The organism is Pseudomonas sp. RIT-562, assembly GCF_026241895.1.
GTDB classification, from domain to species: Bacteria; Pseudomonadota; Gammaproteobacteria; order Pseudomonadales; family Pseudomonadaceae; genus Aquipseudomonas; species Aquipseudomonas mandelii_F.
The window spans coordinates 115,943-128,704 of the sequence record NZ_JAPJIV010000012.1; the positions used below are offsets into that span (position 1 = coordinate 115,943).

Consider the following 12,762-nt stretch of genomic DNA (forward strand, 5'->3'; position numbering starts at 1 on the left):
TAGGGGGTAGCGATTTTCCGCTCGGTTCGAGGCCACTTGCACATGACGACCACCGATGATTTCCGGTTCCACGCCCATGAGCTGATCGTTGATCTGGATGCGGCCACCACCGAAATGATGAAGCTCATCTCCTCCCATCAGCTAAGCGGCCCGGAATGGGAGCGGGTCACTCAATGGCAACACGAGGCCTATGAACGCTGGATGACTTACCTCAATACGCGGACCTATGAGACCCGTGATGACAACCCGCAATGAAGAGCTTTCGTGGATCAGATGGATGTCTGCGCCGCCACGCGCTACATTTTCCTTTTTAAGCGAAGGAAAGCCTCATGCGGATGCTCATCGCGGGAATCGTGCTGGCGTCACTGGCGGGTTGCTCGTTACCCGCTTCCGTTGTGCCGGGTGAACCGAACGTCAGCAAGTACAGCGAGAAGCCACCCAAGGAGTACGCCGCCTGCGTCTTGCCGTTATGGCAGAAGGAAGTCTCGGCCACCCGCCAGACCTCGATCTCCAATGGCTACCGGATCAACGCCCCGGGAATGATCACGGCAGACGAGATCGTTGATATCGTCAAGAACAAGGACGGCAGCCGCGTATCGCTGTATCAGGGGCCACCCTGGGCCAAATCGGGTGCATTGCGCCAAGCCGTGCGCGACTGCCTGTAACCTTCAGCCGCGCCTCTATTCAAGCGCTGATGTCGGTCAACGGGATGCCTTGAGGACTGGCGCTTTTCTTTCCTCGCCGGTCATTGATCCAGGAGACTGGCTTGCCAGCGATGGCGTCCACGACATCGCCATCGCCGGCAAGCCGGGCTCCTACGGGTTTGTGCCGAACCCAAATCCCGCGTCCACCGCCAATCACCTGTAGGAGCCTGGCTTGCCAGCGATGACGTCCACGAAATCGCCATCGCCGGCAAGCCGGGCTCCTACGGGTTTGTGCCGAACCCAAATCCCGCGTCCACCGCCAATCACCTGTAGGAGCCTAGCTTGCCAGCGATGGCGTCCCCGAAATCGCCATCGCCGGCAAGCCGGGCTCCTACGGATTCACGTCGAACCAAAATCCCGCGTACACCCCATCCCATGTAGGAGCCTGGCTTGCCAGCGATGGCGTCCCCGAAATCGCCATCGCCGGCAAGCCGGGCTCCTACGGATTTGCGCCAATCCCAAATCCCGCATCCACCGCCAATCACCTGTAGGAGCCTGGCTTGCCAGCGATGGCGTCCCCGAAATCGCCATCGCCGGCAAGCCGAGCTCCTACGGATGTGTGCCGAACCCAAATCCCGCGCCCACCGCCAATCACCTGTAGGAGCCTGGCTCGCCAGCGATGACGTCCACCAAATCGCCATCGCCGGCAAGCCGGGCTCCTACAGGACCATCGCGCGCCTGCAGACACATCCAGAACTCAAACCTGGCGACACTCCCCATTAATCAGCTCTAGGCTTGTGTGGTCTGCAAAAACACAGGAGGGCAATGGAATGCCTGATCTTCCCCATGCTAATCGCCTACGCGCCGGCCGCTTCTCTCAAGCGGGCCAAATCTACCTGTTGACCGCTGTCGTCCAACACCGCGAACGCTTGTTCAATGACTGGCGAACCGGACGCTTGCTAGTGCGAGAATTCCAACGGGCACACGCGGATGAACTGATCGAGTCACTGACTTTCGTGGTAATGCCCGATCATTTTCATTGGCTGGTCGAATTGAAAAACAGTACGTTGCCAGCGGTAATGCGAATCACGAGATCCCGCAGCGCTCGAACGATCAATGCTCACCTGGGGCGTACCGGACGCCTGTGGCAAAAAGGCTTCTACGACCGAGCTATTCGCAGCGAAGAGGATTTGCTGGCGGTCGCGCGTTACGTGATCGCCAATCCGTTACGTGCAGGCCTTGTCAGGCGTGTGCACGACTACCCGTTGTGGGATGCCAAATGGCTGGAGTAGCAATATCCGAGTGATGGCTCGACACAAATCCGTAGGAGCCCGGCTTGCCGGCGATGGCGATCTTGCGGACGTCATCGCTGGCAAGCCAGGCTCCTACAGTGATTCGGGTGTACGCGGGGTTGGGTTCGACGTGAATCCGTAGGAGCCAGGCTTGCCAGCGATGGCGTTGGCGAATTCGCCTACGCCACCCGCGTCTTGCGCCGTTGCGCTTCTTCGCGCACTGCCGGGATGATCCAGCGTCCGTAATCCACGGTGTCGTACAACGGGTCGTAACCGCGATTGAGGAAGGTGGTTACGCCCAGGTCGACATAGTCGAGTAACGCCTGGGCCACGGTTTCCGGAGTGCCGACCAGGGCGGTGGTGTCGCCGTAGGCGCCGACGGCGGTGGCGGTGGGCATCCACAGGGCACGGTCGTGGCGGTCGCCCAGGGCCGCTGCCGCGAGCAGGCGTTCGGAGCCGGTGCCCTTGATGCGTTTTTGCCAGGGACTGCCGGCGGCGAACTGCGGGTTGGCCTTGATCTGCTGCAAAATCTGCTCCGCGCGCTGCCACGCCAGCTCTTCGGTAGGCCCCAGAATCAGGCGCACGGACAAGCTCACCCGTGGCGCCTCCACACCTGCCGCGCTGGCCGCCGCGCGCAGCTTGGCTATCTGTTCGGCCACGCCGCTCAACGGTTCACCCCACAACGCATACAGGTCCGCGTGTTTCACCGCGATCTGGTAAGCGATATCCGAAGACCCGCCGAACGAAATCGGAATGTGCGGCTGCTGCAGCGGCTTGACCGGGGAAAAGGCGCCCTTGATGTTGAAATACTGCCCTTCAAAATCGAAAGGTTCTTCGGCCGTCCAAGTACGCCGGACAATCTCCAGATACTCGTCGGTGCGTTTATAGCGCTCGGTCTTGTCCAGCAGGAAATCGCCCTCCTGGGGCTCGGCGGTAATCCCGGTAATGGCATGCAGGCGGATCCGCCCGCCACCGGTAGTGTGGTCGAGTGTCGCGAAGCTGCGAGCGGCGACCGTGGGCGCGGTGAGGCCCGGGCGATGGGCGATCATGAAGCCCAGGCGCTCGGTGTGTGCCGCTGCATAAGCGGCGATCTGCAAACTGTCCGCGCTGCCCGGGCCGCTGGCGATCAGCACTCGGTCGAAGCCGGCGTGCTCATGGGCACGGGCGTGGTGGCGGATGAAATCCAGATCGAAGTCCGGGCTGCGGATGCCACGGGTCTCGGACCACTGGCGGGGGAAAATCATGCCGACAAATTCAATGGACATGGGACGCTCCTGATAGCACTGGATGGCGCGGAATCAAAACTGGTAATCCACCTGGGCCAGCAACGTGCGGCCAGGCATGGGTTGCAAAAAGGTATTGGTCGAGCCTGCGAGGCCGCTGACGAAGTTCAGCTCATTGGTCAGGTTGAGCACACGCAAGGTGGTGCTCCACTGCGGCTGGCGGTAGTACACGGCGAGGTCGAGGTTGTATTCGTCCGGGATCTTCACGGTCTTGCTCAGGTTCAAGTACCAGCTGCTGGTCCACCAGCCGGACAGCTCGGCGCCAAAGCCTGAATCGAAGCGGTAGTCGACATAACCGCTGGCGGTGTACTCGGGGATCTGCACCGCGTCGAAGCGCCCGGACGGCCGTTGATTGAGGCTGTTGTTGTCACCGAAGACCGTGCCGTTATCGGCGACGAATCCGGCCGAGGCGAACCCTGATTGAGAGGCGAACTCGTTGTAGGCGCTGAGTTTCGACAGGTTCAAGCCACTGCGCAGGTGGTCGTCCGGCTGATAACGAATGGTCGACTCGATGCCCTTGATCACCAGTCGGGCAATGTTGTTGTTGCTGTCGGGCGACTGATCCCGCGCCTGCTTGAACGCGGCCAGGGTCATGAACAGTTCATCGGGCAGCGCTTCGACTTTCAATCCGACTTCGTGCAACACGCTCAGACTCTGGAAGGCCAGCGGGTTGAGCTGATTGGCCCCGGCGCCGCTTCCCCAGCCGAGGCCGTTGGAGAAGAACCCGGTGTTGACGGCCAGCGAGCGATCGAAGGTGTAATACAGCGTGCTGTTGTCGGTCGGTTTGACGTACGGGCTGACCTGGACCGCGAACAGCCGATAGTTGTCGCTGTCCTTGCGGCGGTTGCCGCCGGCGAGCACGAACGGGTTGTCGATCTCGGCATCGATCCAGCTGCGGCTGGCCCCGATATTCAGGCCGGCACGGTCACCGAAACGCAGGTTGTGCTGGGTGAACAGGGTGCTGGTGGTCCAAGTGCTTTCGGCGGTGTAGGGCGCGACCGATTCGGCATACAGCCCATGGCCGGCCGGGTACATGGCGGGCAGGTTCAGCCAGCCGTAGTAGTTGGAAAACTGCGCCACCCCGGGTTGGCCGATCCAGGCACCGTTGCCTCCGGCCGGATTGGAGCCGGTCAGGCCCAGCAGGTCGCCGGGGTTTTTGCCCGAAGGGTCGAGGGTGAGGTCGTAGGCATTGATGGTCGAGCCGAAGTTGTTGTTGGCGGCAATGGACTGGTTGAATTCACGCCGGTATATCAAACCGGTGTTGCTGTCGTCACGCAGGGTCAGGCCGCCGAGTTGCACATCGTTGCGCGAGCGAAACTCGAAGCGGTTATCGAACAGATTGTCCTTGGATTGCACTTGAAAAGAACCGACAGCGTCGGTCATATCCCGGGAGCGCTGGTAGAACGTACTGTTGGCCAGGGTGATGCTTGGCGTGAGGTCTGCTTCGACCTTCAGTTGAGTAGTGAAGCGCCGCGAACTGTTTTCGTCTTCGTCGCGCTGGCCGGTCTGTGACGACAGGTGGGTCAGGCCATTGCCGGCCAGCGAAGGGTCATAGACCCAACCGCGCAAACTGCCGGGGTTGGCCTGGGTGTTGGGCGAGGCATTTTGGAAACTGCCATCGACGACTGCATATTGGCCCTGGGCATTGCGCTGGCGCTGCACCCAACCGACGGTCTGGGCGTCGGCCGCGCCAGAGGCCAGCACCGGTGACCACAGCGTATTACCGTTCTGGATAATCGGCGTCGCGCGCCCGGCGTAGTATTTGCCGTGGTCCACCAACTCCTGGTTCGCGCGGTTCCAGCCGTGGGTGATGTTGTAGTCGTAGTAATCGTCGTAGCTGGCATTCCAGTCGACCCGGACATTGTCATTGCGCCAGGCGAGCGCGCCATAAAACGCATCGAAATTGTTGTCGACGTTGTCGTAGAAATCTTCCTGACGCTGTTTGGTGATGCTAATTCGATAAGCGAGGTTGTCGCTCAGCGGCCCGGTATTGTCGACGCTGAATTTATTCGAGTCGCGCGATTCGCCATCCGGGACCCAGGCACCGAGCTCACCGCTGAGGCGGGTCTTGAACTCACTGAAATTGGGTTTTTTGCTCAGGTAATTGACGTAGCCGCCACTGCCCGACACGGAACCGTAAGTCACCGATGAAGGGCCGGCAACGATGTCGGCGCCTTCGTAGGCGTTGAAGTTGGCCGGGTGGCGCACGCCATAGGCGCGTTGCCCGTCCTGGAAGACTTCGGAGCCCTGGGCTCGGAACTGCGGGGCGATACCGGCGTTCTGACCACCGCCGCGCGTAATGCCGGGGGCGTATTTGACCAGGTCGTCGGCGCTGCGTATCGGGTCGTTGGCCAGTTGTTCGGAGTTGATCTGGGTGACGGATCGCGGAGTGTCGATGATCTTGGTTTCGGTGCCGCCGTAGACCGAAGTCGAGGGGCGGGTGGGCAGCGCATCATCTTCCGAGTCGCTGGCGCTGGCCTGGACGGTGACGGTTTGCAGCTGGGTATCGGCGGCGAAGCTCGGCATCGACAGCGTCGACATCACCGCCACGGCCAGGGCAGAGCGTTTTACGGGCAAACGAAAGGCGATAGAGGGCATGGCAAATGAGCCTCGCAAAAAATTAATCAATGGTCTGGCTTGTCGGGCTTCAACTGATGCAACCCCGACCTGTCTCAGCTGGCTTTGGTGATCAGGCGGTGTCTTTCAACCACAGTTTTTCAAAGCGCCAGGTGCTGAACAGCGACTGTTCCGCCGCCGCGCCGCCTACGCGGTTGGCCACGCTGTCAAGCAAGTCGGCGTAGCCCCAGATCAGCATGCCGCCGCGTTCGTATTGGATCTGCTGGACCTGATGCACCAGTGCCTTGCGTTTTTCCAGGTCAGGCTGGGCCATGGCCGCGAGAAACAGCTCGCTGAACTGCGTGTCCTGGAAGTGCGTTTTGTTGGCCACGGCAAATGGCGCGTCGGTGTGGATTGCACTGGCCAGGAACGGTGCGCCGATGCTGCCGCCGGTACTCAAGGTCCAGTCGTTGCGCAACGGTCCCTGGAACGTTGCCAAATCCACCTGTTTGACCTTGAGCGTGACGCCGATGCGCTTGGCCTGTTCCGCCAGCACCAGCGCAGAAGTCAGCCCCGGGCCAGGTGTGGTCACCAGTTCCAGTTCGAGATTTACGTAGCCTGCGTCCTTGAGCAATTGCGCCGCGCGTTGCGGGTCGTGGGGGCGCGGCCCGAGGGTGTGGTTGAAGGTCGGATCGCTCGGCGCATACAGGTCGTTGGCCACCCGGCCCTGGCCATTGAGCGCCCGGCGCACCAGCTCGTCGCGGTCGGCGAGCAGGCGAAACGCTTCCCGAACCCTGGGGTCATTGAAGGGCGGCTTGTCCAGGTTCATGTCGAACGACAACCAGTTGCCGGTCACCGACTTCAGCAACTTGAGGCGTGGGTCGCCCTGGAGCACTTGCAGCTGTTCAGTGGGCATCACGTTGGCCATGTCGATCTGCCCGGAACGCAGGGCTGCCAGGCGCGACACCTGATCCTTGAAGTCGATGATCTCCAGTTCATCGGCATAGGGTTTGCCGTCCTTGTAGTAGTTCTCGAACCGGGTGAACAGTGAGCGCTGGCCAGGGGTGAAGCTTTTCAGTTTGTACGGCCCGGCGCCGACCGGATTGCTGACCGGGTGGTAGTCCACCGGAACGATTCCGCCGAAGTTGACCCAGGTTTCCGCCAACGGCATATAACTGCGGCCTTCGCGGAAATTCAGGCGCACGGTGCGCGAGTCGAGCCTGACCAGATTGTCGCGGTCCACCCAGTGCAGCAGCGCAGCATAGGGCGATGCCAGTTGCGGATCGGTCAGGCGTCGAATGGAGAAAATCAGGTCGTCGGCATCGATGGTCTTGCCATGGTGGAACTCAAGGTCGGGGCGCAGGCGCAAGGTCCAGCTGCTGGCGTCGGCATTCGGTTCGGCGAACTCGGCAAGGGCCAGGCGCGGCTGCATCTGTTCGTCCCACTCCCACAACTTGCTGTACAGCGCAAAGCCACGCACGATGCCGCTGCCGATGGGTTTGTGAGCGTCGAGGTTGCCGCTCTGGTTGCCGTCGAGAATGCCCAGGCGCAGACGACCGCCGTAGCGGGGCTGATCATCGGCCACCGCGACTGCGGTCGCGGGCTTGTCGCCGCTCGGGCCGCAGCCTGCGAGCAGGCCACCGCCGAGCAGCAAACCACCGCCGAGCAGCGCGCTGTGGCCGAGGAAGTCCCGGCGACTGAACAATGAGTGATCGTCGCTCATGGCATCAGGCTCCGGTCGGTCCGTTGGCGGCGCGCAGCTGCAGCGCCGGCGCCGGGCTACGGCTCAGCTCGACTCGCTCGCTGCGAAAGTGCGGCAGGATATGCTCGCCCAGGCGGTAGGCCTCTTCCAGATGGGGGTAGCCGGCGAGGAAGAACAGGTCGATGCCGATCGCGTTGTACTCGCGAATCCGTGCCACCACATTTTCATAGCTGCCCACCAGCGCGCAGCCCGGCGGAATGCCGATGTAGCCGAAGCCGGTCCACACGTTCGGGTGGATGAAAAAGTCATCGAAGCTTTGCCTGTGCTCCTTGTGCGCGAACTCGTTTTCGTAGCTCAGTTTGCGTGCGGTACGCAGCCCGGCATGGGCGGTCACGGCTTTGACTGCGCCGCGGGCGATGCCTTCATCAAAGAAGCGCTTGGCCTCGTTGCGGGCCAGTTCCTCGGTCTCGCGGGTGATGACGTCGATCGACAGGCCGAAGCGAATGTCGTGGCGCCCATACTTGAGCGCACGCTCACGGATGTCGGCAATCAGCGCGGCAATTTCCTGCGGATGCTCGGCACGCATCAGGTAGAAGTCGGCGTGTTTGGCGGCGAACTCCCGTGCCGGGATTGACGAACCGGCGGTGCAGATCAGCGGCAATTCGGCTTTCTTCAGCGGCCCGCGCAGGCCACCACCTTCGGCTTGGTAGAATTTGCCCTGGTAATGAAAGTTCTCGTTGTGCCAATAACCCTTGACCACGTCCATGAACTCGATGGCCCGTTCGTAACGCTCATCGTGATCGCTGAAGTCTCCCACTTGACGCTGAATAGCATCGGAGCCGCCGTTGATGATGTTCCACACCAGGCGATTGCCAGTGGCCCGCTGATAGGTGGCGGCCTGCTGCACAGCCACCCAGGGTGTGTAGTGGTAGGGCTGGAACGCGGTGACGAATTTCAGCGTGCGGGTTTCCCGGGCCAGCAGCGAGCAGACGGTCCACGGCTCTTCGCCGGAGGGCGCGTTGACCATCAACGCTCCACCGAAACCGTTGATTTCTGCTGCCTTGGCGATCTGTCCGAGGTAGTCGATGTAGGTGAAGTGATCGCCGACGCTGAACCCCGAGACAGCCCCGGTGCTGGGGCCGCCGGCGTGCCAGTCGCCACGGTTGCGCGGGTCGCCGGGGAGGAATTGGGTTTCCCCATGCAGGGGCAGTCGGGTGAAAAATTCAATGCTCATGTCGAGGTTCCTTGTCACTGCACGCTGGGGTTGCAGATCGGGGTGATCGGCTGATCGTTGATGACCTTGCGGGCGAAAGGCACCGAGTCCTTGAGCGAAGCGTTGACGGTCTCGCTGTGGCCCAGGCCTTTGTAGAGATGGCCTTCGACCACCGAGCCGGTCTTGCAGGCATCCTGCATCAGCGCGACCTGGGTCGAGGCGGCGGGGGTCTTGTCCTCGGCGCCGGTGCCAATGAAAATCGGCTGGGCCAGTTTCAGGGTCGGGTAGGACACCTGCTGTTGCCAGCCGGCGAGCTGGTCACCCTGGTAATCCTTTTTCGCATTGGCCGGGGTCAGGCCGACGCCGACCACGTCGCTGACCAGCGCTGCCAGGCAACTGGTGCGCGCCTGTTCGAACAACGGCAGGGCCTTGTCGGTGTAGAAGTCCTTGGGGTTGATGCTCGGGTCGTATTGTTGGGCTGCGAGCAGGGTGTAGAAGCCGTAGGCGAGGGATGCGTCGACTTTGTTAAGGTCTTGCTCACCGACATTTTTGGCCCCCACGGTGTAGATCACGCCGGTGCCGATGCTGCCTTTGACGCCGAGGTCCGGGGCGTAGGTCGGGGCATAGGCCGCCGAGGCGAAGGCACCGGCGCCGCCCTGGGACTGACCGACGATCAGGACTTTGTTGGCCAGCCCCGGCACTCCAGCGACTACTGCTTTTGCCGCATCGAGAATGCCGTAGGCGGCCATGCGGTTGTTCAACAGCGGGTGGCCGCCGGGGACGCCGAGGCCCTGATAGTCGGTGGCGACGATGGCGTAACCTTCATCCAGCCAGCGGCTGAGGTATTGCACGTCGCGATAGGAGCGCCCTTGCCAGGACGGCGCGCAGACGTCGGCCACACCCACCGTGCCATGGCCCCAGCTGGCGACCGGCCAACCGCCGGCGGGCGCCTGGCCTTTGGGCAGGAACAAGGTGCCGGACACCACGATCGGCGTCTTGTTATCGATGCCGTCGGTGGAACTGTAGAGAATCCGCTGCGCGCTGGCCGCGTTGGGCAGGCTCAGGGTTTTTTCCAGGGGCTCGCTGCGCAGCAGTTTGCCCGGCGTGGTCGGAATCTCCTGCTGCCAGGTGTAGAACGCCGAAACTCGGCCGTCACCTTGCAGCGGGTCGGGTTTGGGCGCGTGGGCGCTGGCGGCCAGGGCGCTCATGGACAGCGCCAAGACGCTCAGGCCGAAGACCAATTGTTGTGGCAGTTTCATCTGGATTTCCCTATTCATGGATTGTTGCTGACCTGGCCGCGCAGGGCTGGCCAGTAGTCGGTGAGTTGCAGATCGATCAGCGCCTGGTTGGTGAAACCGGTGGCCAGCGCAGGGGTGATGTCGTAGGTGTCGCGAATCAGGTGATTGGCCAGTGCGTAGGCGGTCAAGGCCTGGTAGTGGGCTTTGAGTTGCTGATCGCTTTTCGGCGCCCAGCGATCTTTCCAGGCGACTGGGTCGCTCTGGTCGTCGCGGCGCAGGACGCTTTCTGCGGTGCCGGCGCGAGAGGAGAGCTGGTAGTAAGCGTCCTGGTTCTGCTCCTGGGAAATCCACCAGGCGGCCTTGACCCAGGCAGTTGCCAGCAACTGCGTGATGTCCGGGTGTTGGCTGACAAAACTGTCGGTGCCCCACAGGTCCGAGACCAGGCGCCAGTCGTTGGCGCCTTGCTTGGTCGACCAGATGATTTTGCCGACGCCTTTGTCTTCCAGTGCGTAGGCTTCGCTGAGCAGCACCGCGGCATCGACTTTGCCGGCAGACACCGCAGCGGCGCCGACTTGCGGGTTGAGGTTGGCGATTTTGAAGTCGTCGAGTTTCAGGTCCTTACTGGCGAGAAAGTTGCTGAACGCAAACTCCCAGGGGCGTCCGCGATGCAAGGCCAGGCGTTTGCCCTTGAGGTCCTCGATGCTGTTGGCGCTGGAGCCAGCGGGGACCACCAGGTAGATATTGTTGCCGCTGCCGCCGGGCACGATCAGCTTGCCCGGCACGCCGCCGGCGCCGGCAATCACCGACGGCAAGTCGCCGCGCACCGCGAAGTCGATGCTGTTGTTGCTGAACCCTTCGTTGATCTGCGGCCCGGCGCCGGCGTGGGGCAGGGCGATCCAGTCGAGCTTGACGCCGCGTTCTGCCAGTTGCTGCTCAAGCCAGCCGTCTTCGATCACCCGCCCGGCAATGCCGCCAAATACCGGTTTACCACCTTGGGTGTACGCGACGATGGCGATCTTCACCGAAGTCGGTGCCTGTTCGGCCAGCGCCGTGGCAGTGAGCAGTAACCCGGTCAAGGCGACCAGGCTGTTGCGCCAGAAACGTTTCATGGAGATCTCCTGTATGAACATTGCAAACCCGGCACTCGTAGGAGCCGGCCTGCCGGCGATGAGGCCATCAGCCGCACAGCGTCGTGTGGGAGTGACAGAGCAGATTGCATGCCAGCGACCGAAATCATCGCTGCAGGCCAAGTGGGGCGGGGGTTCTGGACAATTTGAGGGATGCGCTTGGGCAACAAAGCTGTTGATGTGCCAGCACCCCGATGCACACCCATTGCTGCTCCAGCAGCAAGCCGGCAGCAACACTCACCTATATGTCAAACAGGAATATACAAATACTAATTAAGAATTTTTTAGTCTAAACAACTTCATGCACTATTGAGCACGCGCTTTTACTGCCAGGAATGCACCATGTCGCTGATCACTCATCCCAATGCTCGTGAATTGACCAAGTCGGTACGAGCCACCGTTCTGGTGTTCAAGGACCCGCGCTCCCAGGAGTTGCTCAGCCGAATCGAACGCCTGGCGCCCAGCGAAGCCAACACCCTGATCATCGGCGAGACCGGCACCGGCAAGGAATTGGTGGCGCGGCACATCCACCACCTCAGCCGCCGCGGTCGCGAACCATTCGTTGCCGTGAACTGCGGCGCATTCGCCGAAACCCTGGTGGAAAGCGAGCTGTTTGGCCACGAGAAGGGCGCGTTCACCGGCGCCACTTCAAGCAAGGCGGGCTGGTTCGAAGCGGCCAATGGCGGCACGCTGTTTCTCGATGAGATTGGTGATCTGCCGCTGAACATGCAGGTCAAGCTGCTACGCGTCCTGCAGGAGCGCGAGGTGGTGCGGCTGGGGTCGCGCACACCGATTCCGATCAACGTGCGGCTGGTCGCGGCCACCAACGTCAACCTGGCCGACGCGGTGGTCGCCGGGCATTTCCGCGAGGATCTGTTCTACCGCCTGCACGTCGCGACCATCCGCCTTCCACCCTTGCGGGAGCGGCCGGGCGACATCCTGCCCCTGGCGGAATTTTTCCTTGAAGAACATTGCCAGCGCTTGGGCTACAACCGCGCCTCGCTCAGCATCGAAGCCGAGCGCAAGCTGCTGGAACACAGCTGGCCGGGCAACATTCGCGAGCTGGAAAACTCGATCCACCACGCCTTGCTGGTGTGCCGCAATCAGCGGGTCGCGCCGGCGGATCTGCACCTGGTGGACATGCGTTCATCGGGCATTCGCCAGGAACAGGCCGCTGCATCCCACCAGGCGCCCGTCGGCCCGGTCGATCTGGAAACTGCCCTGAACGCCCTGTTTGAACAGAACATTCCCGACCTTTACGAACATATCGAGGAAACGATTTTTCGCGCGGCCTACCGCTATTGCCATGGCAACCAATTGCAAACCGGACGGCTGCTGAACATCAGCCGCAACATCGTTCGGGCGCGCCTGGAAAAGATCGGCGAATTGAGCAAATCACTCACGGCAGCGCCTCCCATCTGACATCGGTCAACCCGCACTTTTGCGCCTGCGCCCGCAGTTCGGCAAGCCCCTGCTGGTCCGGATCGTCGCCATAGGCCAAGCCGACGCCCGCGTGCAGGCAGGCGTAATACCAGGCATCGGCATCGGTCATGTGTGAATCGGGCTGGACAAAGACCTGTCGAGCGTCGTTCAAGCGGTAAGTGATTTGAAAGTGCAGGGGGCGCATCCGATTCTCCAGGCGAAGCCACTACGACCCTAATGGCTCATCGCCAGTTCCCTTTCTTTTTGGTCTTGCAGGGATTTGCC

11 protein-coding genes are annotated in these 12,762 nt (G+C 61.8%); 4 read left to right on the forward strand and 7 right to left on the reverse strand.

Features of this window, described 5'->3' with window-relative positions; translation table 11 throughout:
* Positions 1–42 precede the first annotated feature (42 nt).
* The 3 genes from ORL50_RS16425 (at position 43) to ORL50_RS16435 (ending at position 1,936) form a co-directional block, all read left to right on the forward strand.
* Positions 43–255, forward strand: coding sequence for a hypothetical protein (locus ORL50_RS16425; RefSeq protein WP_266016468.1), 213 nt, complete (start codon positions 43–45; stop codon positions 253–255).
* 74 nt (positions 256–329) lie between these two features.
* Complete coding sequence (locus ORL50_RS16430; protein ID WP_266016470.1) at positions 330–665, forward strand: hypothetical protein; 336 nt, start codon at positions 330–332, stop codon at positions 663–665.
* A gap of 809 nt (positions 666–1,474) precedes the next feature.
* Positions 1,475–1,936 (forward strand): REP-associated tyrosine transposase, encoded by a 462-nt coding sequence (locus tag ORL50_RS16435; protein ID WP_266016471.1) that lies wholly within the window; start codon positions 1,475–1,477, stop codon positions 1,934–1,936.
* Between the two features lie 179 nt (positions 1,937–2,115).
* On the opposite strand, the gene ORL50_RS16440 is transcribed toward ORL50_RS16435, so the two are convergent.
* The 6 genes from ORL50_RS16440 to ORL50_RS16465 all read right to left on the reverse strand — a co-directional run bounded on the left by ORL50_RS16440 (position 2,116) and on the right by ORL50_RS16465 (position 11,037).
* Positions 2,116–3,201: an LLM class flavin-dependent oxidoreductase gene (locus ORL50_RS16440; RefSeq protein ID WP_266016472.1), complete on the reverse strand. Its 1,086-nt coding sequence runs from the start codon at positions 3,199–3,201 to the stop codon at positions 2,116–2,118.
* A gap of 33 nt (positions 3,202–3,234) precedes the next feature.
* Complete coding sequence (locus ORL50_RS16445) at positions 3,235–5,817, reverse strand: TonB-dependent receptor plug domain-containing protein (RefSeq protein WP_266016473.1); 2,583 nt, start codon at positions 5,815–5,817, stop codon at positions 3,235–3,237.
* A gap of 91 nt (positions 5,818–5,908) precedes the next feature.
* Positions 5,909–7,498 carry an ABC transporter substrate-binding protein gene (locus ORL50_RS16450; RefSeq protein ID WP_266016474.1) on the reverse strand — a complete coding sequence of 530 codons (1,590 nt, stop codon included), beginning with the start codon at positions 7,496–7,498 and terminating at the stop codon, positions 5,909–5,911.
* 4 nt (positions 7,499–7,502) lie between these two features.
* Positions 7,503–8,711 (reverse strand): LLM class flavin-dependent oxidoreductase, encoded by a 1,209-nt coding sequence (locus ORL50_RS16455; RefSeq protein WP_266016475.1) that lies wholly within the window; start codon positions 8,709–8,711, stop codon positions 7,503–7,505.
* 14 nt (positions 8,712–8,725) lie between these two features.
* Positions 8,726–9,949, reverse strand: a complete 1,224-nt coding sequence (locus tag ORL50_RS16460; protein ID WP_266016476.1) for a lipase family protein — start codon at positions 9,947–9,949, stop codon at positions 8,726–8,728.
* A gap of 14 nt (positions 9,950–9,963) precedes the next feature.
* Entirely contained in the window at positions 9,964–11,037 is a 1,074-nt protein-coding gene (locus ORL50_RS16465; protein ID WP_266016478.1) for an ABC transporter substrate-binding protein, read from the reverse strand.
* Positions 11,038–11,397: 360 nt separating this feature from the next.
* On the opposite strand from ORL50_RS16465, the gene ORL50_RS16470 reads away from it, so the two are divergent.
* The gene (locus tag ORL50_RS16470; RefSeq protein ID WP_266016479.1) at positions 11,398–12,477 is read left to right on the forward strand and encodes a sigma-54 interaction domain-containing protein; all 1,080 of its coding nucleotides are present in this window, start codon (positions 11,398–11,400) and stop codon (positions 12,475–12,477) included.
* Here ORL50_RS16470 and ORL50_RS16475 read toward each other — a convergent pair.
* Positions 12,455–12,682: a DUF6555 family protein gene (locus ORL50_RS16475; RefSeq protein ID WP_266016480.1), complete on the reverse strand. Its 228-nt coding sequence runs from the start codon at positions 12,680–12,682 to the stop codon at positions 12,455–12,457. The two genes, ORL50_RS16470 and ORL50_RS16475, sit on opposite strands and share 23 nt — an antisense overlap.
* Between the last annotated feature and the right edge of the window lie 80 nt (positions 12,683–12,762).

Bases quoted from the DNA above. Each gene is read 5' to 3' on its own strand.
- ORL50_RS16425 (WP_266016468.1), top strand. From the start codon at position 43: ATGACGACCACCGATGATTTCCGGTTCCACGCCCATGAGCTGATCGTT.
- ORL50_RS16430 (WP_266016470.1), top strand. From the start codon at position 330: ATGCGGATGCTCATCGCGGGAATCGTGCTGGCGTCACTGGCGGGTTGC.
- ORL50_RS16435 (WP_266016471.1), top strand. From the start codon at position 1,475: ATGCCTGATCTTCCCCATGCTAATCGCCTACGCGCCGGCCGCTTCTCT.
- ORL50_RS16440 (WP_266016472.1), bottom strand. From the start codon at position 3,201: ATGTCCATTGAATTTGTCGGCATGATTTTCCCCCGCCAGTGGTCCGAG.
- ORL50_RS16445 (WP_266016473.1), bottom strand. From the start codon at position 5,817: ATGCCCTCTATCGCCTTTCGTTTGCCCGTAAAACGCTCTGCCCTGGCC.
- ORL50_RS16450 (WP_266016474.1), bottom strand. From the start codon at position 7,498: ATGAGCGACGATCACTCATTGTTCAGTCGCCGGGACTTCCTCGGCCAC.
- ORL50_RS16455 (WP_266016475.1), bottom strand. From the start codon at position 8,711: ATGAGCATTGAATTTTTCACCCGACTGCCCCTGCATGGGGAAACCCAA.
- ORL50_RS16460 (WP_266016476.1), bottom strand. From the start codon at position 9,949: ATGAAACTGCCACAACAATTGGTCTTCGGCCTGAGCGTCTTGGCGCTG.
- ORL50_RS16465 (WP_266016478.1), bottom strand. From the start codon at position 11,037: ATGAAACGTTTCTGGCGCAACAGCCTGGTCGCCTTGACCGGGTTACTG.
- ORL50_RS16470 (WP_266016479.1), top strand. From the start codon at position 11,398: ATGTCGCTGATCACTCATCCCAATGCTCGTGAATTGACCAAGTCGGTA.
- ORL50_RS16475 (WP_266016480.1), bottom strand. From the start codon at position 12,682: ATGCGCCCCCTGCACTTTCAAATCACTTACCGCTTGAACGACGCTCGA.